This is a genomic window from Halomonas sp. LMYGS-3 (assembly GCF_059509875.1).
Genome location: NZ_JCAKFQ010000005.1, coordinates 190724 through 212350, shown reverse-complemented (window position 1 = coordinate 212350; position 21627 = coordinate 190724). Strand labels below are relative to the sequence as shown.

The 21627-nt window shown below is 68.6% G+C and carries 20 protein-coding genes; 14 read left to right on the top strand and 6 right to left on the bottom strand.

Going from position 1 to position 21627, the window contains the following annotated elements:
• The first annotated feature begins 47 nt into the window (after window positions 1-47).
• The 4 genes from ftsY (at window position 48) to rpoH (ending at window position 4088) form a co-directional block, all read left to right on the top strand.
• Window positions 48-1328, top strand: a complete 1281-nt coding sequence (gene ftsY / locus AC5W54_RS06990; protein WP_495961347.1) for a signal recognition particle-docking protein FtsY — start codon at window positions 48-50, stop codon at window positions 1326-1328.
• Entirely contained in the window at window positions 1325-1993 is a 669-nt protein-coding gene (gene ftsE, locus AC5W54_RS06985) for a cell division ATP-binding protein FtsE (protein WP_495961346.1), read from the top strand. The genes ftsY and ftsE overlap by 4 nt, the downstream gene beginning before the upstream one ends.
• Window positions 1990-2967: a permease-like cell division protein FtsX gene (gene ftsX / locus AC5W54_RS06980; RefSeq protein ID WP_495961345.1), complete on the top strand. Its 978-nt coding sequence runs from the start codon at window positions 1990-1992 to the stop codon at window positions 2965-2967. The genes ftsE and ftsX overlap by 4 nt, the downstream gene beginning before the upstream one ends.
• A gap of 254 nt (window positions 2968-3221) precedes the next feature.
• Entirely contained in the window at window positions 3222-4088 is an 867-nt protein-coding gene (gene rpoH, locus AC5W54_RS06975; protein ID WP_495961344.1) for an RNA polymerase sigma factor RpoH, read from the top strand.
• 67 nt (window positions 4089-4155) lie between these two features.
• Here rpoH and slmA read toward each other — a convergent pair whose 3' ends face one another.
• From slmA to coaBC, 5 genes are all read right to left on the bottom strand, one after another.
• Window positions 4156-4773, bottom strand: coding sequence for a nucleoid occlusion factor SlmA (gene slmA / locus AC5W54_RS06970; protein WP_495961343.1), 618 nt, complete (start codon window positions 4771-4773; stop codon window positions 4156-4158).
• A gap of 80 nt (window positions 4774-4853) precedes the next feature.
• Window positions 4854-5771 (bottom strand): acetylglutamate kinase, encoded by a 918-nt coding sequence (gene argB, locus AC5W54_RS06965; RefSeq protein WP_495961342.1) that lies wholly within the window; start codon window positions 5769-5771, stop codon window positions 4854-4856.
• A gap of 69 nt (window positions 5772-5840) precedes the next feature.
• Complete coding sequence (locus AC5W54_RS06960) at window positions 5841-7238, bottom strand: phosphomannomutase/phosphoglucomutase (protein WP_495961341.1); 1398 nt, start codon at window positions 7236-7238, stop codon at window positions 5841-5843.
• 31 nt (window positions 7239-7269) lie between these two features.
• Window positions 7270-7740, bottom strand: a complete 471-nt coding sequence (dut, locus tag AC5W54_RS06955; protein WP_495961340.1) for a dUTP diphosphatase — start codon at window positions 7738-7740, stop codon at window positions 7270-7272.
• Between the two features lie 25 nt (window positions 7741-7765).
• Window positions 7766-9073 carry a bifunctional phosphopantothenoylcysteine decarboxylase/phosphopantothenate--cysteine ligase CoaBC gene (gene coaBC / locus AC5W54_RS06950; RefSeq protein ID WP_495961339.1) on the bottom strand — a complete coding sequence of 436 codons (1308 nt, stop codon included), beginning with the start codon at window positions 9071-9073 and terminating at the stop codon, window positions 7766-7768.
• Between the two features lie 133 nt (window positions 9074-9206).
• Between coaBC and radC the strand changes: the two genes are divergently transcribed.
• From radC to AC5W54_RS06900, 10 genes are all read left to right on the top strand, one after another.
• Window positions 9207-9881 (top strand): RadC family protein, encoded by a 675-nt coding sequence (gene radC / locus AC5W54_RS06945; RefSeq protein WP_495961338.1) that lies wholly within the window; start codon window positions 9207-9209, stop codon window positions 9879-9881.
• A gap of 155 nt (window positions 9882-10036) precedes the next feature.
• Window positions 10037-10273, top strand: coding sequence for a 50S ribosomal protein L28 (gene rpmB, locus AC5W54_RS06940; RefSeq protein ID WP_110282923.1), 237 nt, complete (start codon window positions 10037-10039; stop codon window positions 10271-10273).
• A gap of 43 nt (window positions 10274-10316) precedes the next feature.
• Window positions 10317-10472 (top strand): 50S ribosomal protein L33, encoded by a 156-nt coding sequence (rpmG, locus tag AC5W54_RS06935; protein ID WP_102630031.1) that lies wholly within the window; start codon window positions 10317-10319, stop codon window positions 10470-10472.
• A 111-nt stretch (window positions 10473-10583) separates the two neighbouring features.
• Window positions 10584-11432, top strand: coding sequence for a bifunctional DNA-formamidopyrimidine glycosylase/DNA-(apurinic or apyrimidinic site) lyase (gene mutM, locus AC5W54_RS06930; protein WP_495961337.1), 849 nt, complete (start codon window positions 10584-10586; stop codon window positions 11430-11432).
• Window positions 11433-11468: 36 nt separating this feature from the next.
• Complete coding sequence (locus AC5W54_RS06925) at window positions 11469-12662, top strand: class I SAM-dependent rRNA methyltransferase (RefSeq protein ID WP_495961336.1); 1194 nt, start codon at window positions 11469-11471, stop codon at window positions 12660-12662.
• 12 nt (window positions 12663-12674) lie between these two features.
• Entirely contained in the window at window positions 12675-12998 is a 324-nt protein-coding gene (locus AC5W54_RS06920; RefSeq protein WP_495961335.1) for a putative signal transducing protein, read from the top strand.
• Window positions 12999-13194: 196 nt separating this feature from the next.
• Window positions 13195-14310, top strand: a complete 1116-nt coding sequence (gene ald, locus AC5W54_RS06915) for an alanine dehydrogenase (RefSeq protein ID WP_495961334.1) — start codon at window positions 13195-13197, stop codon at window positions 14308-14310.
• 238 nt (window positions 14311-14548) lie between these two features.
• Entirely contained in the window at window positions 14549-15562 is a 1014-nt protein-coding gene (locus AC5W54_RS06910) for a tryptophan--tRNA ligase (RefSeq protein WP_495961333.1), read from the top strand.
• Between the two features lie 176 nt (window positions 15563-15738).
• On the top strand, window positions 15739-16947 hold the full coding sequence (locus AC5W54_RS06905; RefSeq protein ID WP_495961332.1) for a YeeE/YedE family protein: 1209 nt from the start codon (window positions 15739-15741) through the stop codon (window positions 16945-16947).
• A gap of 137 nt (window positions 16948-17084) precedes the next feature.
• Window positions 17085-18764, top strand: a complete 1680-nt coding sequence (locus AC5W54_RS06900) for an NAD-dependent malic enzyme (protein ID WP_495961331.1) — start codon at window positions 17085-17087, stop codon at window positions 18762-18764.
• A 66-nt stretch (window positions 18765-18830) separates the two neighbouring features.
• On the opposite strand, the gene acnA is transcribed toward AC5W54_RS06900, so the two are convergent.
• Window positions 18831-21575, bottom strand: a complete 2745-nt coding sequence (gene acnA / locus AC5W54_RS06895; protein WP_495961330.1) for an aconitate hydratase AcnA — start codon at window positions 21573-21575, stop codon at window positions 18831-18833.
• Between the last annotated feature and the right edge of the window lie 52 nt (window positions 21576-21627).

The window sequence follows — 21627 nt, the reverse complement described above, 5'->3', positions numbered from 1 at the left end:
GGTGGTAGGATGTGGCGATTCGTTCACCCGTGAGGCTGAATCATTTCATGTTCGGTTTTTTCAAGCGAAAGCAGCAGGACAAGCCCGGGAAGCCGGAAGCACCGGAGAAAGAACGCCTGACCGAGGAGGAGGCTCCCCCGGAGGCCGACGAGGCGGATGTCGGTGAAGGCGACGCGCCACCCCGGCAGGAGGGTGTTGACCTCGACGAGGCCACTGCCCCATCCGAGCCCGCGGTGCCGGTAGTCGAATCCGAGCCGCCACGCGAGGCCACGCCGCCGGCCGATGGCCCGGCAGAGGAGGCCGTGGAACCCCCGGTGACGCCCGAGCCCGCCGAGGAGGCGCCGCGTGCCGCGCTGCAGGAAAAGCCCGGTCAGGCGGGCCAGCAGGAGAAGAAGGGCTGGTTCGCCCGTATCCGGTCGGGGCTCGGCAAGACCCGCGCCAACCTCTCCGACGGCCTTGCCGGGCTCTTCCTCGGCAAGAAGCAGATCGACGACGAGCTGATGGAGGACCTCGAGACTCAGCTGCTGATGGCGGACGTGGGCATCGAGGCGACCACCGAGATCATCGATCGTCTCACCGAGCGGGTCTCGCGCAAGGAGCTCAAGGACCCCGAAGCGCTCTTCCGCGCGCTTCAGGAGGAGCTCGCCGCCATGCTCGAGACGGTCACCAGGCCCCTCGAGTTGCCGCCGAAGGGAGAGGGGCCCTTCGTCATCCTGGTGGTGGGCGTCAACGGGGTCGGCAAGACCACCACCATCGGCAAGCTGACTCAGCGCTTCCAGCGCGAGGGCCGCAGCGTGATGCTGGCCGCCGGTGACACCTTCCGGGCCGCCGCCGTGGAGCAGCTCAAGGTCTGGGGCGAGCGCAACGATGTACCGGTGATCGCCCAGCATACCGGCGCCGATAGCGCCTCGGTGATCTACGATGCCGTCGCCGCGGCCAAGGCGCGCGGTGTCGACGTGCTGATCGCCGATACCGCCGGACGTCTGCACAACAAGGCCCATCTGATGGAGGAGCTGAAGAAGGTCCACCGGGTGATGGGCAAGCTCGACACCACGGCCCCCCACGAGGTGATGCTGGTACTCGACGCCGGCACCGGCCAGAACGCGTTGTCCCAGGCCAGTACCTTCAACGAGGCGGTGCCGATCACCGGCGTGACCCTGACCAAGCTCGACGGTACCGCCAAGGGCGGCATCATCTTCGCCCTGGCCAAGCAACTCGGCACACCGATCCGCTTCATCGGTGTCGGCGAGTCGCTCGACGACCTGCGACCCTTCGTGGCGAGTGAGTTCGTCGACGCCCTCTTCGACCGAGATGCCGCCTCCGCATGATCGCCTTCGAGCATGTCGGCAAGCGTTACGGCGGGCGCTTCGAGGCGCTCGCCAACATCGACTTTCGCGTGCGGCGTGGCGAGATGGTCTTTCTCACCGGCCACTCCGGGGCCGGCAAGAGCTCGCTGCTGCGCCTGGTCATGCGGCTCGAGCGGCCCACCCGTGGTCGGGTGCTGATCGCCGGCCACGACATCGACCGGCTGCATCACAGCCAGGTGCCCTTCTACCGTCGCCAGATCGGTGTGGTCTTCCAGGACCACCAGCTGCTCTTCGACCGCTCCATCTACCACAACGTGGCGTTGCCGCTGGATATCCAGGGCGTCGAGCCCCGTGAAGGTGCGCGACGGGTGCGAGCGGCGCTGGACAAGGTGGGGTTGCTGCACCGCGAGAAATCGCTGCCGATCGAGCTCTCCAGCGGCGAGCAGCAGCGCGTCGGCATCGCCCGGGCGGTGGTCAACAAGCCGGCGCTACTGCTCGCCGACGAGCCCACCGGCAACCTCGATCCTCAGCTCTCCGCCGACATCATGGCACTGTTCGAGGACTTCAACCGCATCGGCACCACGGTGATGATCGCCAGCCACGACCTGGCGCTGATCGCCCGCCTGCGCCATCGGGTACTGCGTCTGCGCGACGGGCGCCTGGTGGCCGACGAGGAAGCCGCATGAGCCACCGTCCGGCCGAGCCGTCACCCCGTGGTGCCCGCACCCACCGCACCCGCTCCTCGAGCCGCCTGCGTGGCTGGGCGCGCCACCATCGTGCCATGTGCCTGGACAGCGCCCGGCGGCTGATGCGGGCGCCCGTCGGTAGCCTGTTGACCATGCTGGCCATCGCCATCGCCCTGGTCTTGCCCGCCGCGCTATGGTTGACCCTGGACAGCGCTCGGCTGCTCGATGCCGAACTGGAGGAGAGCGCGACCCTCACCGTCTACCTCGAGGCTCGCGTGGCCGAGGCCCAGGCGGTGCGCATCGACGAGGCCCTGGCCGCCCACGAAGGCGTATCGCGCACCCGGCTGATCACCGCCGCCGAGGGCATGGCCGAGTTCCAGCAGGCCCTGGGGCTCGCTGATGCCCTGGGTCGGCTCGAGGAGAATCCGCTGCCGGCCAGCGTGGTGGTGACCCCCGCCGACCCGGCCCCCGAAGCGGTGCGAGTGCTGGCCGCACGCCTGGAGGCGATCGCCGGGGTCGACGAGGTGCGCCTCGACCTGGCCTGGATAGAGCGGCTGCGCCACCTGGCCGAGCTGGGGCGGCGGGTGGCCCTGGCGCTGGCGGTGCTGTTCGGCCTGGGGGTGCTGCTGGTCGTGGGCAATACCATCCGGCTCGCGGTGGAGAGCCGGCGTCAGGAGATCGAGGTGGTGACCCTGATCGGTGCCACCCATGCCTTCGTGCGCCGCCCCTTCCTCTACAGCGGCGCCTGGTATGGCCTGGGGGGCGGGCTACTCGCCGGGGGGTTGCTGACGCTCGGCAGCGGCTGGCTCGCGGCCCCGGTCTCGGCGCTGGCGGCGAGCTACGGCGCCAGCTTCAGCCTGCCCCGGTTGGGGCTCTCCGGCTCGGCAATCCTGCTCATTTGTAGTACACTGCTGGGCTGGTTGGGCGCCTGGATCGCGGTGAGCCGGCATCTCGCGGAGGTCCGGCCGCGATAGAGAGCGGAGGCTCGGCCGCGAAGAGCGGAGGCTCGGCCGCGAAGAGCGGAGGCTCGGCCGCGCCATTCGCGGGACATGGAAAGCGGCGCCGCCATGGATCAGTTGCTGTGCGTCCGGTCCGGCCGTATATTCAACCTGGATCAGTCGAATCGACGGAACATTTTCCGGCCATTGTCATCAAAGACGGCGATCCCCGACATCACACTCGACACTTGGGCCAGGTATCTGGGCTTAGACAAGGAGACACACTGCACATGAGCACCAGTCTTCTGCCGGTGGGCCACCTTTCCCCGGGACATGACCTCAACGGCTACATTCAGGCGGTCAACGGCATCCCGATGCTCACCGCCGACGAGGAGCGTGAGCTGGCCTTCCGCCTGCACGACGAGGGCGACCTCGAGGCCGCGCGTCGCCTGGTGCTGTCGCACCTGCGCTTCGTGGTGCACATCGCCCGCAGCTACTCCGGCTACGGTCTGCCCCAGGCCGACCTGATCCAGGAGGGCAACGTCGGGCTGATGAAGGCGGTCAAGCGCTTCGACCCCAACCAGGGCGTGCGACTGGTCTCCTTCGCCGTGCACTGGATCAAGGCCGAGATCCACGAATTCGTGCTGCGCAACTGGCGCATCGTCAAGATCGCCACCACCAAGGCCCAGCGCAAGCTGTTCTTCAACCTGCGCAGTGCCAAGAAGCGCCTCGCCTGGCTGAACAATGACGAGGTCGACGCCATCGCCAAGGACCTCGACGTCAAGCCCGAGGTGGTGCGCGAGATGGAGGGCCGCCTGTCGGCGCATGATGCCGGCTTCGATGCCGCGCCCGGCGACGACGAGGAATCCGCCTGGCAGGCCCCCGTCCACTTCCTCGACGATGCCACCGCCGACCCGGCCACCCAGCTCGAGGACAGCGACTGGGAAGGCGACGCCACCCGTCGCCTGCGGCTTGCCCTGGAGGAGCTCGACGAGCGCTCCCGCGACATCCTGCAGCGCCGCTGGCTCTCCGAGCACAAGGCCACGCTGCACGATCTGGCCGACGTCTACGGGGTCTCCGCCGAGCGCATCCGCCAGCTCGAGAAGAACGCGATGCAGAAGATTCGCCTGCAGCTCGGCGATACCCTCGCGGCCTGAGCGCGCTGCGTTACGGCGACAGCGAAGAAGCCCCGGCACTGCCGGGGCTTCTTGCGTCCGGGGCGGGTCAGGCCTTGGCCAGCTGAGGCGCCTCCCGGAGCAGCTGCGCCGAGAGCAGCGTCCACTGGTCGTCCCAGTGCTCGGTGGGGCGGCGGCGGAAGTCGCTGCGCACGTACTGGGAGATGCGCCCCTCGGCCTGGGCCAGCAGCAGGTTGGCCGCCGCCGAGACCGGCAGTGAGGGGCGGCGTCCCTCGCGCAGCTCGGCCTCGCGCAGGATCTGCTTGAGCTGGGTCTCGAGCCGCTCGAACAGCTGATGGATGCGCAGCCGCAGGCGGGCGGTTTCGCCGGTCAGGGCGTCGCCGCCCAGCAGCCGCGAGAGGCCCGGGTTCTTCTCGGCGAAGCCCAGCAGCAGGGTGAGGACCTGGCCGCAGCGCGGGATGGCGTGGGGCTCCTGGTCGAGGATGCGGCTGATGCGCTCGAACAGGGACGCCTCGATGAACTCGATGAGCCCCTCGAACATGCGCGCCTTGCTGGGGAAATGGCGATAGAGGGCGGCCTCCGAGACGCCGACCTGGCGCGCCAGGGCGGCCACGGTGATGCGCTTGCCGCTGTCTTCCTCCAGCATCAGCGCGAGGGCCTGGAGGATCTGCTCGCGGCGACTGGGGGTGGGGGTTTCCTGCGTCATATCGGTCTTTTCTTTTATGTGGTCGAACCATCCTAATCGCGGCTCCGCGGCAGCGCAAAGGTCGCCGCGGGGCCGGTGGTTCAGCCGGCAGGGCCTTCGCCGGCGTCGTCGGTGATCAGGGTGCCGACCCCGGCGTTGGTGAAGATCTCCAGCAGGGTGGCGTGGGGCACCCGGCCGTCGATGATGTGGGCGCTGCGCACGCCGCCCTTCACCGCCTCCAGGGCGCAGCGGATCTTGGGCAGCATGCCGCCGTGGATGGTGCCGTCACTGATCAGGGCGTCCACCTGGGCGGTGGTCAGCCCGGTGAGCACCTCGCCCTCGGCGTTCATCAGCCCGGCCACGTTGGTCAGCAGCATCAGTTTCTCGGCCGACAGCGCCTCGGCCACCTTGCCGGCCACCAGGTCGGCATTGATGTTGTAGCTGTGCCCCTCGGTGTCGACGCCGATGGGGGCGATCACCGGGATGAAGTCACGCTCGGCGAGCATCTCGATCAGGTCGGTGGAGATGTGCTCGACCTCGCCCACGTGGCCGATGTCGATGATCTCCGGGGCGGTCATCTCCGGCGTCTGGTGCTCCACCTTGAGCTGACGGGCGCGGATCTGGGCGCCGTCCTTGCCGGTCAGGCCGATCGCCTTGCCGCCGCACTGGTTGATCAGGTTGACGATGCCCTTGTTGACCAGGCCGCCGAGCACCATCTCGACCACGTCCATGGTCTCGGCGTCGGTGACGCGCATGCCGTTGACGAAGCGCGACTCGATTTTGAGCTTCTTGAGCAGGTCGCCGATCTGCGGCCCGCCGCCGTGGACCACCACCGGATTGATGCCCACCTCCTTCATCAGCACCATGTTGCGGGCGAAGGAGTCAATCAGGGTGTCCTCGGTCATGGCGTTGCCGCCGTACTTCACCACCACGGTCTTGCCGGAGAAGCGCTGGATGTAGGGCAGCGCCTCGGAGAGCACCTCCACCACCAGGCGCGGGTCACGGGTCTTGTCGGTCATTCGGGCTCCCTTCTCGTGTCTCGTGGAGTCGCGCCTAGGCGGCGCGTCTCCCGTGGGTCGTGATGCTGCCTAGAGCGCCACCTCCAGTTCCGGGGCCACCTGGGCGAGGGCCCCGGCGAAGCGGGTACGGATGCGCTCGAGCGCCGCCTCGCTCTTGCCCTCGAAGCGCAGCACCAGCACCGGCGTGGTGTTGGAGGCGCGGCACAAGCCCCAGCCGTCGGGGTAGTCGACGCGGATGCCGTCGAGTGTGGTCTTGACGCCCTCGTCGCCGAAGTCGCCCTCCCGGGCCAGGCGCGCCACCAGGTCGAACTTGGCCTCGTCGGTGACGGTGACGTTGATCTCCGGGGTGCTCAGGTCCTGGGGGAAGCGGGCGAAGAAGGCGTCGGCATCGTCGGCCTGCTTCGAGAGGATCTCCAGCAGGCGGGCGGCGCCGTAGAGGCCGTCGTCGAAGCCGTACCAGCGCTCCTGGAAGAAGATGTGGCCGCTCATCTCGCCGGCGAGCGCCGCACCGGTCTCCTTCATGCGCGCCTTGATCAGCGAGTGGCCGGTGCGCCACATCTCCGGGGTGCCGCCGGCCTCCTCGATCACCCGGGTGAGGTTGCCGGTGCACTTGACGTCGAAGATCACTCGGGCACCGGCGTTGCGCGAGAGCATGTCCTCGGCGAAGGCCATCAACAGGTGATCGGGGTAGATCAGCTGGCCGCTCGGGGTGATCACGCCGAGGCGGTCGCCGTCGCCGTCGAAGGCCAGGCCGATGTCGGCGCCGGTTTCCTGTACGGCGCGGATCAGGTCCTGAAGGTTCTCGGGCTTGCCCGGGTCCGGGTGATGGTTGGGGAAGGTGCCGTCGATCTCGGCGAACAGCGGGATCGTCTCGGCGCCGAGTCGCTCGATCAACTGCGGGCCCAGCTCGCCGGCCACGCCGTTTCCGCAGTCGACCACCGCCTTGAGCGGCCGCTCCAGCGTCACGTCGCCGAGGATGCGCTCCAGGTAGGCGGCCCGCACGTCGGCCTGGCGCACGCTGCCCTGGCCCTCGGCCAGATCGCCGGACGCGATGCGCCGGTACAGCGCCGTGATGGCCTCGCCGGAGAGGGTCTCGCCGCCGAGCACGATCTTGAAGCCGTTGTAGTCCGGCGGGTTGTGGCTGCCGGTGACCATTACCCCAGAGGCGGTCCCCTCGAGCACGTGGGTGGCGAAGTAGAGGACCGGCGTGGGCACCATGCCGATATCGATGACGTCGCGGCCGCTCGCGGTCAGGCCGCGGGTCAGGGCGGCGAGCAGGCGCGGCCCGGAGAGGCGCCCGTCGCGGGCGACGACCACGGTGGATTCGCCGCGGGCGGCGGCCTCGCTGCCGATCGCGCGGCCGATCAGCTCGACGCTTGCCTCGGTGAGGGTGTCATCGACGATGCCGCGAATGTCGTAGGCGCGGAAAATCGACGCGGGTACGGCCTGTCTGGTTTCTTGGGTCATCTGATCAATCCCTCGTTGGAGCCCGAACGGCTCAGTGTCTTCCCGAGCTGCCGAAGCCGCCCTCGCCCCGTTCGCTGGCGGCGAAATCGTCGACGACCTGCAGCTCGGCCTGCACCACGGGAACAAGCACGTACTGTGCCAGACGCTCGAAGGGCTCGAGCACGAAGGGCGCCGAGCCGCGGTTCCACACCGAGATCATCAGCTCGCCCTGGTAGTCGGAGTCGATCAGCCCCACCAGGTTGCCGAGCACGATGCCGTGCTTGTGGCCGAGCCCCGAGCGAGGGAGGATCATGCCGGCGAGCCCTGGGTCGCCGATGTGGATGGCGAGCCCGGTGCGCACCAGTTCGCACTGGCCCGGCGCCAGGGTCAGGGGCGCGTCGAGCAGGGCACGCAGGTCCATGCCGGCGGCACCCTCGGTGGCGTAGTGGGGCAGGTAATCGCTCAGGCGCGGGTCGAGCAGCTTGACGGCCAGGCGTGGCTTGGGGGCGGCGGAGTCGGGCATCGGGAGTCCTTGCGGCATCGGGGGGTCAGGCGTCGCGGCGGGCCTGCAGGCAGGCCAGCGCTCGGCGGATCACGGCCATGGCGAGCCGCGACTTGGGCTGGGGAGCGAGGCTGTCCTGGCCCAGGGTGTCGCCATCTCGCCACAGCAACAGGGCGGCATTGTCGTCGGCGCCGAAGCCGAGGCCCGCCCGGGAGACGTCGTTGGCGACGATCATGTCCAACCGCTTGCGGGTCAGCTTGTCCCGGGCATAGGTCTCGAGGTCGCGGGTCTCGGCGGCGAAGCCGACCACCAGCGGGCGCGGGGCGTTCGAGGGGCGGCGGGCCGCCACCTCGGCGATGATGTCGGGGTTCTTCACCAGGGTGAGGGTCAGGTCATCCTTGCCCTCGCGCTTCTTGATCTTGTGCTTGGCCGGCGCCTCGACGCGGTAGTCGGCCACGGCGGCGCAGCCGATGAAGATGTCGCTGTCGGGGGCGAGCCGCTGGGCGGCATCGTGCATCTCGAGCGCCGTCTCCACATCGAGACGCTCGACCCCCTCGGGGGTGGGCAGGGTCACCGGGCCACTGATCAGGCGCACCGTCGCGCCGAGGCCCGCGGCGGCGGCGGCCAGGGCGTAGCCCATCTTGCCCGAGCTGTGGTTGGAGAGGTAGCGCACCGGGTCGAGCGGCTCCCGGGTGGGGCCGGCGGTGATGGTGATGGTCAGGCCGTCGGCCTCGCCTGCGGCCGGCGCGGCTTCGGGTGCCATGGCCGGCGCGGCTTCGGGCGCCATGGACAGCAACTCGGCGATGATCGCCTCGGGTTCCAGCATGCGTCCCGGGCCCACGTCGCCGCAGGCCTGGTCGCCACTGGCCGGTCCCAGCAGGTGCCAGCCGTCCGCCTCGAGACGGGCCGCATTGCGGCCCGTCGCCGGGTGGCGCCACATCGCCTGGTTCATGGCCGGGGCCATCACCTTCTCGGCATCGCTCGCCAGGCACAGGGTGGTCAGCAGGTCGTCCGCCATGCCCAGCGCCAGGCGCGCCATCAGGTCGGCGGTGGCCGGGGCGACGAGGATGAGCTCGGCCCAGCGGGCGAGCTCGATATGGCCCATGCCGGCCTCGGCTTCCGGGTCGAGCAGCGAGGTACGCACCGGTTCGCCACTCAGCGCCTGCAGGGTCAGCGGCGTGATGAAGGCCATGGCGCCCTCGGTCATGACCACGCGCACCTCGGCGCCGGCCTGCTTGAGCAGGCGGGTGAGCTGGGCGCTCTTGTAGGCGGCGATGCCGGCGCTGATGCCGAGCAGGATGCGTCGGCCGGCGATCCGGCGGCCAGTGACCAGGGTGCCTGACGGCGTTGACATGGACGAAATCCGAGCTGATATCCAGTCGCCTACCTTACCACCGGCGGGGTGCCTTGCGTAGCCGCGGCGGCGTCGCCGAGCGGCTACACTGACCTGTGACGCAAGGGAGACGATGGCCCGCAGGGAGGCGAGAATGGCGATCCGTGACTGGCCGGAGGGCGAGCGCCCCCGGGAGAAACTGCTGGCGCTGGGGCCCGGGGCCCTCTCCGACGCCGAGCTGTTGGCGATCTTCCTCCGCGTCGGGGTGCGGGGGCGCTCGGCGGTGGACCTGGCCCGCGACCTGCTGGGCGCCTTCGGTGGCCTCCGGCCGCTGCTCGAGGCCGACCGCGGGCGCTTCTGCGCCGAGCACGGCCTGGGCATGGCCAAGTTCGTGCAGCTGCAGGCGACCCTCGAGCTCTCGCGGCGGCACCTGGCCAGCCAGTTGGCCCGGGGCGATGCCCTAACCTCGCCGTCGCTGGTGCGGGCGTACCTCGCCGCGCAGCTGCGCCACCTGGGCCACGAGGAGTTCGCCGCGCTCTTCCTCGACAGCCAGCACCGGGTGATCCGCTTCGAGTCGCTGTTTCGCGGCACCCTGGACAGCGCCTCGGTCTATCCCCGGGAGGTGGCCCGCCGGGCGCTGGAGCTCGGCGCCGGCGCCATGATCTTCGCCCACAACCACCCGTCCGGTGTCGCCGAGCCCAGCGATGCCGACCGGCGCATCACCGAACGGCTGCGCGAGGCGCTTTCGCTGTTCGAGATCCGTGTGCTGGACCATTTCGTGGTGGGCGACGGTGAGGTGGTATCCTTTGCCGAGCGCGGTTGGTTATAATGCGGGGCATCGCTTGCCCGCGCGGCGGCACTCTGGTATAAAGTGCAGCCTTTGAATTCCCTTGGGTCAAATGACAACGGGGTCGTTCCCGGTTTGCCCGACAGGTTTTGAACACTCAGGTACTGAACTACCTGGCCAAGCGGTTGGAGGCTCCCATGTCCAAAGTATGTCAGGTTACCGGCAAGCGCCCGGTGACTGGTAACAACGTTTCACACTCCCAGCGCAAGACCCGCCGTCGTTTCTTGCCGAACCTGCACAGCCACCGTTTCTGGGTGGAGTCCGAGAAGCGCTTCGTCAGGCTGCGCGTCTCCTCCAAGGGCATGCGCATCATCGACAAGAAGGGCATCGAGGCGGTGCTCGGCGACATCCGCAAGCGCGGCGAAGCCGTCTAAGCGATCCGCTTTCTAGCGATTCATTCAAGGGGAGCAAGCAGTCATGCGTGACAAGATCAAGCTGGTGTCCAGCGCCGGTACCGGCCACTACTACACCACCGACAAGAACAAGCGGAACACCCCGGACAAGCTCGAGTTCAAGAAGTACGACCCGGTGGTCCGCCAGCACGTGATGTACAAGGAAGCCAAGATCAAGTAAGCCTTGGTCGTCTTCCGCAGGTGTTCAAGCCTGTCTGCCTGAACCCGGCTACACCAGCCGGGTTCAGGCGTTTGTGGTGGCCACCCGCGGTCGAGCGGAGCGAGAGACCCGATGCCCGAACTGCCCGAAGTCGAGACCACCCGCCGCGGTATCGCCCCCCATGTGGAGGGGCGCGAGATCACCGAGGTGATCGTGCGCCAGCCACGCCTGCGCGTGCCGGTGCCGGCGGACCTCGTCGAGCGCCTGGTCGGGGCGCGTATCGGGGGGCTGGCCCGCCGCGCCAAGTACCTGCTGGTGCCGTTCTCCTCGCCCACCCCGCGGGGGGCGGACGGGGAGGGGGCGGGGACCCTGCTCTGGCATCTGGGCATGTCAGGTAGCCTGCGTATCGCCCGGCTCGGCGAGCTGCCGAAGAAGCACGACCACCTCGACCTGGTGCTCGACGACGGGGCCATCCTGCGTTACCACGACCCACGCCGCTTCGGCTTCGTCGACTGGTTGGTCGGCACCGCCGAGAGCGATCCGCGCCTGGCTCGCCTGGGGCCGGAGCCGCTCTCCGACGCCTTCGACGGCGAGCGGTTGTTCACCCGCTCCCGCGGGCGGCGCCTGGCGGTGAAGCCCTTCCTGATGGACAGTGCCGTGGTGGTGGGGGTGGGCAACATCTATGCCGCCGAGGCGCTGTTCCTGGCCGGTATCGACCCACGCCGCGCCGCCGGCCGCATCTCCCGGGAACGCTATGATCGGCTGGCAGGGGCGGTACGTGAGGTGCTGGCCGCGGCCATCACCCAGGGCGGGACCACCCTGCGCGATTTCGTCGGTGGCACCGGTGAGCCCGGCTACTTCAAGCAGTGCCTCAACGTCTATGGCCGCGACGGCGAGTCCTGTCGGCGCTGCGGCGCCGAGCTGCGCCTGGTAACCCTGGGGCAGCGCGCCAGTGTCTTCTGTGCCGCCTGCCAGCATTGAGTCCCTTTCCCGACTTTCCATACGACGAGATATGCCATGACCCTCCCTTCCCTGCGCCTGAAGAAGAATGCCGACCGCCGCCTGAAGGCCGGCCACCTGTGGCTCTACTCCAACGAGATCGACACCGAGGCGACCCCGCTGAAGACCCTGGAGGCCGGCGAGCAGGTGGTGGTGGAGGCGGCGAACGGAAAGGCCGTGGGCGTGGCCTACGTCAATCCTCACTCGTTGATCAGTGCCCGACTGGTCTCCCGAGACCCGACGCAGGGGCTCGACCGCTCGCTGCTGGTGCACCGCCTGAACCAGGCGCTGGCGCTGCGCGAACGGCTCTTTGCCAGGCCCTTCTATCGCCTGGTGCACGGCGAGGGTGACCTGCTGCCGGGGCTGGTCATCGACCGCTACGACGAGGTGCTCGTCGTGCAGCTCAACACTGCCGGCATGCAGGCAGTGGCCGCCGAGCTGCTCGACGCCCTGGACAAGGTGCTCTCGCCGGCCGTGGTGGTGCTGCGCAACGACACCAGCGGCCGACGCCAGGAGGGGCTCGAGTCCGGCGTCGAGGTGGTCAAGGGCGAGCTGCCCGAGCGCGTGCTGCTGGAGGAGAACGGCGTGCACTTCGCGGCTCCGGTGCTCGACGGCCAGAAGACCGGCTGGTTCTACGACCACCGGGTCAACCGCGCCTGGCTCAATGGCCTGGTGGCCGGCAAGCGGGTGCTCGACCTGTTCAGCTACGTGGGTGGCTGGGGCATCCAGGCCGCGGCCCATGGTGCCAGCGAGGTGCTCTGCGTGGACGCCTCCGGCACGGCCCTGGCGCGGGTCGCCGAGAACGCCGCCCTCAACGGCCTGCACGAGCGAGTGGCGGTGGGCGAGGGCGACGCCTTCGAGGCCCTGGCCGCGCTCAAGGCCGACGGCGAGCAGTTCGACGTGGTGATCCTCGATCCGCCCGCCTTCATCAAGAAGCGCAAGGACATCCCGGCCGGCGAGCGTGCCTACGGCAAGCTCAACCGCGAGGCGATGCGGTTGCTGGGGCGTGACGGGCTGCTGCTGTCGGCCTCGTGCTCCATGCACCTGGCGCCGGAGCGGTTGGTCGACGTGGTGCGTGGCGCGGTGCGCCACCAGGACCGCCAGGGCCAGATCCTCTTCCAGGGGCACCAGGGGCCGGATCATCCGGTGCATCCGGCGATTCCCGAGACGTCCTACCTCAAGGCCCTGGGCGTTCGTGTGTTCCGGGATTGATCGGGAGGTCGTGTGACGGCACCTCGCTACGTACGCGTCTTTGCCCACTCCAATGCGCTGCTGGTCAGTCATCTGCACAATGTGCTGGACGCGGCGGGGATCCCCGCCGAGCTGCGCAACATGACCCTGGGCGGCGGCGCCGGGGAGCTGCCGCTGGGGGAGTGCGAGCCCGAGGTGTGGGTGGCGCCCCATAACCGCGAGCGCGCCGAGGCGCTGATCCGCGACTCCCTGGAAGGGGGTAGCGAGCGCCCCGACTGGACCTGTCCGAGGTGCGGGGAAACCCTGGAGGGGGTCTTCGATACCTGCTGGAACTGTGGCGCCCACCGCTCGGGCTGAGTGCCTGCCTCGTCTGACGCAGGGCCGGAAGTGGCCGTAGGGATTTCTGCTAGCCAGCCTTTTGACACGATGATTTTTTGCTGAATGCCATCGATTTGCGAGTTTTTATTGAACTTGTGCGTGGATTCTTCGTGGATGCTCTGTCTGTGCTGTAATGAAGAGGACATTACCCAACAAGAGCATGCAGGTGGAGCCCATGAAGATCGCCGTGCCGAAGGAGATCAAGAACCACGAGTATCGCGTCGCGCTGACTCCCACCGGGGCCCGGGAGCTGGTCGCTCGCGGGCACCAGGTCACTGTGCAGGCCGGAGCCGGTGAGGGGGCGGGCTTCCCGGACAGCGACTACGAGGCCGCCGGGGCACGGCTGGAAGCGGCGGTGTCGGCGGTGTGGTCCGGTGCCGAGCTGATCCTCAAGGTCAAGGAGCCCCAGGCCGAGGAGGTGGCCCGCCTGACGGCTGGCCAGACACTGTTCACCTACCTGCACCTGGCCGCGGAAGAGACACTGACCCGCGGCCTGATGGCGAGCGGGGCCACCTGCATCGCCTACGAGACCGTCACCGACCGCCAGGGCGGTCTACCACTGCTGGCGCCGATGAGCACCGTGGCGGGCCGCATGGCAGTGCAGGCCGGCGCCCACAGCCTGGAGAAGGCCCAGGGCGGTTCCGGCGTGCTGCTGCCCGGCGTGCCCGGCGTGGCACCCGGCAAGGTCGCGGTGATCGGTGGCGGCGTGGTGGGCGAGAACGCCGCCCGCATGGCGCTGGGCCTGGGCGCCGAGGTCACGGTACTCGACAAGTCGATCCCGCGGCTCGAGACCCTGGACGATCGCTACCAGGGGCGCATGAAGACGGTCTTCTCCACCGCCGACGCCATCGACGAGGCGGTGCGCGAGTCCGACCTGATCATCGGGGCCGTGTTGATACCCGGGGCCGCCGCGCCCAAGCTGATCACCCGCGCCATGCTCGCCGACATGAAACCGGGGGGTGTGCTGGTCGACGTGGCCATCGACCAGGGCGGTTGCTTCGAGACCAGCCGGGCCACCACCCACGCCGAGCCGACCTATGTCGTCGACGGCATCGTTCACTACTGCGTGGCCAACATGCCCGGGGCGGTGGCACGCACCTCGACCCAGGCGCTGACCAACGCCACCATGCCGTTCGTCATGGCGCTGGCCGACAAGGGCTGGAAGCAGGCACTGGCCGACGACCCGCACTTCGCGGCCGGGCTCAACGTCCACGACGGCCGGATCACCTACGCCGCGGTGGCCGAGGCCTTCGGCCTGGAGAGCGTCGAACCCGCTACCCTGGTGAAGTAAGGCAAGGCGTCGAGACACATCCGTCAGCGTGAGCGGCGCAGGGGACAGGCCAGAGTGGAGGTCATTCTTCAGGGAAGAAGAATGTAGCGCCCAGGGAGGGGTTCACAGCGCCTCCACGTCGGCCTGTCGCCGGGCAAGCCGCGAGAATACCGCTTGCCGCATGCCCCGGTCGCCTTGACCGGGGCGGCGCGGTAAGATGGGCGGCATTTGCCACCGATCAGTGACACAGTCCGACTCCATGACCAAGACACGCGTTCTCACCGGCATCACCACCACCGGCACCCCGCACCTGGGCAACTACGTGGGGGCCATCAAGCCCGCTATCGCGGCGAGCCAGGACCCGAGTGTCCAGTCCTACTACTTTCTCGCCGACCTGCATGCCCTGATCAAGTGTCAGGATCCCAAGCGGGTGCAGGAGTCGCGCCTGGAGATCGCCGCCACCTGGCTGGCGCTGGGGCTGGATACCGACAACGCCATCTTCTACCGCCAGTCGGACGTCTACGAGATCACCGAGCTGACCTGGATGCTCTCCTGCGTCTGCGCCAAGGGACTGATGAACCGCGCCCACGCCTACAAGGCGGCGGTGGCCGAGAACGAGGCCGCCGGCAACCAGGACCCCGATAAGGGCATCACCATGGGGCTGTTCGGCTACCCGGTGCTGATGGCCGCCGATATCCTGATGTTCAACGCCCACAAGGTGCCGGTGGGCCGCGACCAGGTCCAGCACATCGAGATGGCCAGGGACATCGCCGGGCGCTTCAACCACCTCTTCCGGGGCGACTTCTTCACCCTGCCCGAGGCGGTGGTGGACGACCGGGTGGCGGTGCTCAACGGCCTCGACGGACGCAAGATGTCCAAGAGCTACAACAACACCATCCCGCTGTTCGTCTCCGAGAAGAAGCTGCTGAAGCTGGTGCGCAAGATCAAGACCAACTCGCTGGAGCCCGGCGAGCCCAAGGACCCGGACACCTGCACCCTGTTCCAGATCTACTCGGCCTTCGCAAGTACCGAGGAGGCCGCCGCCCTGCGTCGCGACTACGAGAATGGCATCGGCTGGGGGGAGGCCAAGAACCGCCTCTTCGAATACCTGAACGAGCAGCTGCGCGAGCCGCGCGAGCGCTACCAGGCGCTGATGGAGGATCCCGGACATATCGAACGGGTCCTGCAGAAGGGCGCCGAGCGGGCCCGCGCCGAGGCCGCCCCCTTCATGGACCGCCTGCGCGAGGCGGTCGGGCTGGGGCGCTTCGTGTGACGCCGTGATGTCGGCAACGCTACCAGGGGCGCCATCGGCGCCCCTTGGCGTGGCTGGCCTCCCATATTCTCCCTTCGAATGTGTTTCAGCGGTTTGATGCTTTCACGTTCTCTTCCCGAGTCGTTAGCATGCTTCTCATCAACTCCTGTTCCTGACGGCATCGAGGAAGCCACGCCATGAGCGAACTCGTCCCCACAGAACGCCAGCGCCTTTCCGTCCCCGCCGTGGCCGCCGGTGCCCTGCTGCTGGGTGCCCTGGCCGTGGGCAGTGCCTTCGGCGGCCGCATCGGCCTGCTGATGGTGGTGGGCGGGGCGCTGGGCATGGTGCTCTACCACGCCGCCTTCGGCTTCACCGCCTCCTGGCGGGTCTTCATCACCGAGCGCCGCGGGCGCGGGCTGCGCGCCCAGATGGTGATGCTGGCCATCGCCGTGCTGCTGTTCTTCCCCGCCCTGGGTGCCGGTACGCTGTTCGGGCAGAGCGTCTCGGGCTTCGTGGCGCCGATCGGCGTCTCGGTGGTGGTCGGTGCCTTCCTCTTCGGCGTCGGCATGCAACTCGGCAGCGGCTGCGCCTCGGGGACCCTGTACACCGCCGGCGGCGGCAACGCCCGCATGCTGATCACCCTGCTGTTCTTCATCGTCGGCTCGCTGATCGGCAGCGCCCACTTCGCCTGGTGGCAGAGCCTGCCGGCCTTGCGGCCGACCTCGCTGGTCACCGAGTTCGGTGCCGGTGGCGGCATCGCCATCAGCCTGGTGCTGTTTGCCGCCATCGCGGCGCTGACCGTGCTGCTCGAGAAGCGCCGCCATGGCCGACTGGAGCGGGTGCCGAGGATCGATGCCGGCAACCGGCGCTGGCTCATCGGCCCCTGGCCGCTGCTCGCCGGTGCCGTGGCGCTGGCGCTGCTCAACTTCGCCACCCTGGCCCTGGCCGGGCGCCCCTGGGGCATTACCTCGGCCTTCGCGCTGTGGGGCGCCAAGGGCTACGAGTTCCTGGGTGGTGACGTCTCCGCCTGGGGCTACTGGCAGGCGCCGGGCAATGCCGCGGCGCTTCGGGCCAGCGTCTGGAGCGACATCACCACGGTGATGAACGTCGGCATCCTGCTCGGCGCCCTGATGGCGGCGTCGCTCGCCGGTCGCTTCGCCCCCAACTTTCGCATCCCGTCGAAGTCGCTGCTGGCGGCGGTGATCGGCGGCCTGATGCTGGGCTATGGCGCGCGGTTGGCCTTCGGCTGCAACATCGGCGCCTACTTCAGCGGCATTGCCTCGGGCAGTCTGCACGGCTGGGTATGGCTGGTGGCGGGGTTTGCCGGCAACATGCTGGGCGTGAAGCTGCGCCCGCTCTTCTTCGAGGGCGACGTGGGGCGACGGCCGGTGGTCAAGGGCAACTGATCGCGCCCCCGGCGAGGAGGAACGTGCCCCGACCGCCTCGGTCGGGGCACCGTCGTTTCGGGCATGGTAGAGTTGTCGCCAAGGCGCCGGCGAGAGCGCCCATGGCCCGCTTTCCAGTCAACGCACCGAGGCGAGAGATGACCAACGAATTCAAGCGCCCCCTCTACATTCCCTATGCCGGTCCCCCGCTGCTCGAGATGCCGCTGCTCAACAAGGGGAGCGCCTTCACCCGCGAAGAGCGCCTCGAGTTCAACCTGATCGGCCTGCTGCCGCAGAACGTGGAATCCATCGAGGAGCAGGCGGAACGGGCCTACCGGCAGTATCGCCAGTGCCAGAACGATCTGGATCGCCATATCTACCTGCGCGCCATCCAGGATGACAACGAGACGCTCTATTTCCGCCTGGTCTCGGAGCACCTCGAGGAGATGCTGCCGATCATCTACACGCCCACGGTGGGCAAGGCCTGCGAGGAGTTCTCCAACATCTATCGCAACCACCGCGGTCTCTTCATCTCCTATCCGGACCGCGACCGCATGGACGACATCCTGCGCAGCGCCACCAAGGACAAGGTGAAGGTGATCGTGGTCACCGACGGCGAGCGTATCCTCGGCCTCGGCGACCAGGGCATCGGCGGCATGGGCATTCCCATCGGCAAGCTGTCGCTCTACACCGCCTGCGGCGGCATCAGCCCCGCCTATACCCTGCCGATCATGCTCGACGTGGGCACCAACAACCGCGCCCTGCTCGACGATCCGATGTACATGGGGTGGCGCCACAAGCGCATCGAGCAGGAGGAGTACGATGCCTTCATGGCCGAGTTCATCGCCGCGGTGAAGCGGCGCTGGCCGAACGTGCTGCTGCAGTTCGAGGACTTCGCCCAGGCCAACGCCATGCCGCTGCTGGAGCGCTATCGCAACCGGCTGTGCTGCTTCAACGACGATATCCAGGGGACCGCCTCGGTCTGCGTGGGGACGCTGATGGCGGCCTGCCAGGCCCGCGACGAGGGGGTCGGGCAGCAACGGGTGGTGTTCGTCGGCGGCGGCTCGGCGGGTTGCGGCATCGCCGAACAGATCGTGGTGGCGATGCAGGCCGAGGGGCTGACCGAGAAGGAGGCGCGCCAACGCATCTACATGGTCGACAGGGACGGACTGGTGACCTCCGACATGGGCGGGTTGTGGGACTTCCAGCGGCGCCTCGCCAAGGATCCTGCCTTGTTGAATGGGTGGCACGGCCGCGACCTGCTGGAAGTGGTCACCCAGGTGCGTCCAACGATGCTGATCGGGGTCTGTGGCCAGCCCGGCATCTTCACCGAAGAAGTGATCCGCGCCATGCATGCCGCCTGCTCCCGCCCCCTGGTGATGCCGCTCTCCAACCCCACCTCCCGGGCCGAGGCGACGCCCGAGGACGTGCTCGCCTGGACCGATGGCCAGGCGCTGGTGGCCACCGGTAGCCCCTTCGCCCCGGTGGTGCTCGACGGCGCCACCTACCCCATCGCCCAGTGCAACAACGCCTACATCTTCCCCGGCATCGGTCTGGGCGTGGTCGCCAGCGGGGCCAAGCGGGTCACCGACGCCATGCTGATGTCCGCCTCCCGCGCACTGGCTCGCGAAGCCCCGCTGGTCAAGAACGGCGAGGGAGCGCTCCTGCCGGCGCTCTCCCAGATCCGTGAGCTCTCCAAGGCCATCGCCTTCGACGTCGCCGCCCAGGCCCAGCACGAAGGCGTGGCGCCCAAGACCGACGGCATCAAGCTGCGTGCCGCCATCGAGCGCAACAGCTGGAACCCGGAATACCGCCGCTACCGCCGCCGCTCGTTCTAGACCCCGCCGCGGCGGGGCCTTTCGCATCAGTGGTGGAGGATCGGGGGCGCGCTCATGCCGTCCTGGTCAGGCCGCACCGATCATCTTGCGCAGCACATAGTGCAGGATGCCGCCGTGGCGGTAGTACTCCAGTTCGTTGGCGGTGTCGATGCGGCACAGCGCCTCGAACGTCTTCTCGCCCTTGTCGCTGGCGATGGTCACCTTGACCCGGCCGCCCGGGGTGAGCTCGGCAAGCCCCTCGATGGAGACCTGCTCGTCGCCGGTCAGGCCCAGGGTCTTGCGGCTCTCGCCCTCGGGGAACTGCAGCGGCACCACGCCCATGCCGATCAGGTTGGAGCGGTGGATGCGCTCGTAGGACTCGGCGAGCACGGCGCGCACGCCGAGCAGCCGGGTGCCCTTGGCCGCCCAGTCGCGGGAGGAGCCGGTGCCGTACTCCTTGCCGGCGATCACGACGAGCGGCGTGCCTTCCTGCTGGTATTTCATGGCCGCGTCGTAGATGGCCATCTGTTCGCCGCTGGGCACATGGCGGGTCTCGCCGCCGACCACGCCGTCGAGCATCTCGTTTCTGATGCGCACGTTGGCGAAGGTGCCGCGCATCATCACCTCGTGGTTGCCGCGACGCGAGCCGTAGGAGTTGAAGTCGACCGGCTTGATGCCGCGCTCCTGCAGGTAGCGTCCGGCGGGGCTGTCGGGCTTGATCGAGCCGGCCGGGGAGATGTGGTCGGTGGTCACCGAGTCGCCCAGTAGGGCCAGTATCCGGGCGTCCCTGACGTCCTCGATGGCCTCGGGGGTCCGGCCCATGCCCTCGAAGAAGGGCGGATGCTGGATGTAGGTGGAGTCCGTCGACCACGCGTAGACCTGGCTCTCGGGGACCTCGAGCGCCTGCCAGGTCTCGTCACCGTCGAACACCTCGGCATACTCCTTGCGGAACATCTCGGTCCTGACCTTCTCCACGGCCTCGGCGATCTCCGCCTGGCTGGGCCAGATGTCCCTGAGGTAGACCCGCTGGCCGTGGCGGTCGACGCCCAGCGGGTCCCGGGTCAGGTCGAGCTGGACATTGCCGGCCAGGGCGTAGGCCACCACCAGCGGCGGCGAGGCGAGCCAGTTGGTCTTGACCAGGGGGTGGATGCGCCCCTCGAAGTTGCGGTTACCGGAAAGCACCGACGCCACGGTGAGGTCGCCATCCTCGATGGCCTGCTCGATGGCCTCGTGCAGCGGGCCGGAGTTGCCGATGCAGGTGGTGCAACCGTAGCCCACCAGCTGGAAGCCCAGGGCATCGAGGTCGTCGTTGACGCCGCCGGCCTCCAGGTACTTGGTCACCACCTTGGAGCCCGGGGCCAGGGAGGTCTTGACCCAGGGCTTGGTCCGCAGGCCCCTGGCCAGGGCATTTCTGGCCAGCAGGCCGGCGGCCATCATCACGCTGGGGTTGGAGGTGTTGGTGCAGGAGGTGATGGCGGCGATCACCACGGCGCCGGGGTTGAGCTTGAAGGCCTCGCCGGCGAGCTCGACATCCTGGCTGTCGTGGTGCACGTAGCTGTCATGCACGCCGACGGCGGTCTGGCCGCCCTCGGAGAAGAGGCGGCCCTTCTCGGTCTCGGACAGCTTGTCGCCGTCGGTGTCCATCAGCCTGGCGAAGGTCGCCTTCATGTCCTTGAGCGCCACCCGGTCCTGGGGCCGCTTGGGCCCGGCCAGGCTCGCCTCCACCTCGTCCATGTCCAGGTGCAGGGTGTCGCTGAAGATCGGCTCATGGCCGGGCTCGCGCCACAGCCCCTGGGCCTTGCAGTAGGCCTCGACCAGCGCCACCTGGGCGTCGTCGCGGCCGGTCAGGCGCATGTAGGTCAGCGTCTCCTCGTCCACCGGGAAGAAGCCGCAGGTGGCGCCGTACTCGGGCGCCATGTTGGCGATGGTGGCGCGGTCGGCCAGCGGCAGATCGGCCAGGCCGTCGCCGTAGAACTCGACGAACTTGCCCACCACGCCCTTCTTGCGCAGCATCTCGGTCACCGTCAGTACCAGGTCGGTGGCGGTGATGCCCTCGCGCAGCTTGCCGGTGAGCTTGAAGCCGATCACCTCGGGGATCAGCATCGACACCGGCTGGCCGAGCATGGCCGCCTCGGCCTCGATACCGCCGACGCCCCAGCCGAGCACGCCCAGGCCGTTGATCATGGTGGTATGGGAGTCGGTGCCCACCAGGGTGTCGGGGTAGGCGAGGGTCTTGCCGTCCTCCTCCCGGGGCCAGACGGTCTTGCCCAGGTACTCCAGGTTGACCTGGTGACAGATGCCGGTGCCCGGCGGTACCACCCGGAAGTTGTCGAAGGCCTGCTGGCCCCAGCGCAGGAACTCGTAGCGCTCGCGGTTGCGCTCCATCTCGATGGCGACGTTGTCGCGGAAGGCAGTGGCATTGCCGAACTTGTCGACCATCACCGAGTGATCGATGACCAGGTCCACCGGAGAGAGCGGGTTGATGCGATCCGGGCTCTCGCCCAGCGCCTCCACCGCGGCGCGCATGGCGGCAAGATCCACCACCCCCGGCACGCCGGTGAAGTCTTGCATCAGCACCCGGGCCGGGCGGTAGCCGATCTCGCGGTCGGAGCGGGCCTCTTGCTGCCAGTCGACCAGGGCCTGCATGTCGTCGCGGGAGACGCTCGGCTCACCGGCGAAGCGCAACTGGTTCTCGAGCAGGATCTTCAGCGTCATCGGCAGCCGATCGATGTCGCCCAGCGCCTCGGCGGCCTTCGGCAGGCTATGGTAATGGTAGGTGGTGCCACCTGCCTCGAGCGTCTGCAGGGTATCCGGTGTGGACTCGGTGCTCATGCTGTCCTCCTTTCGCGGGAGGGTGAACGAACCCCCCTGGTACCTTGGAACA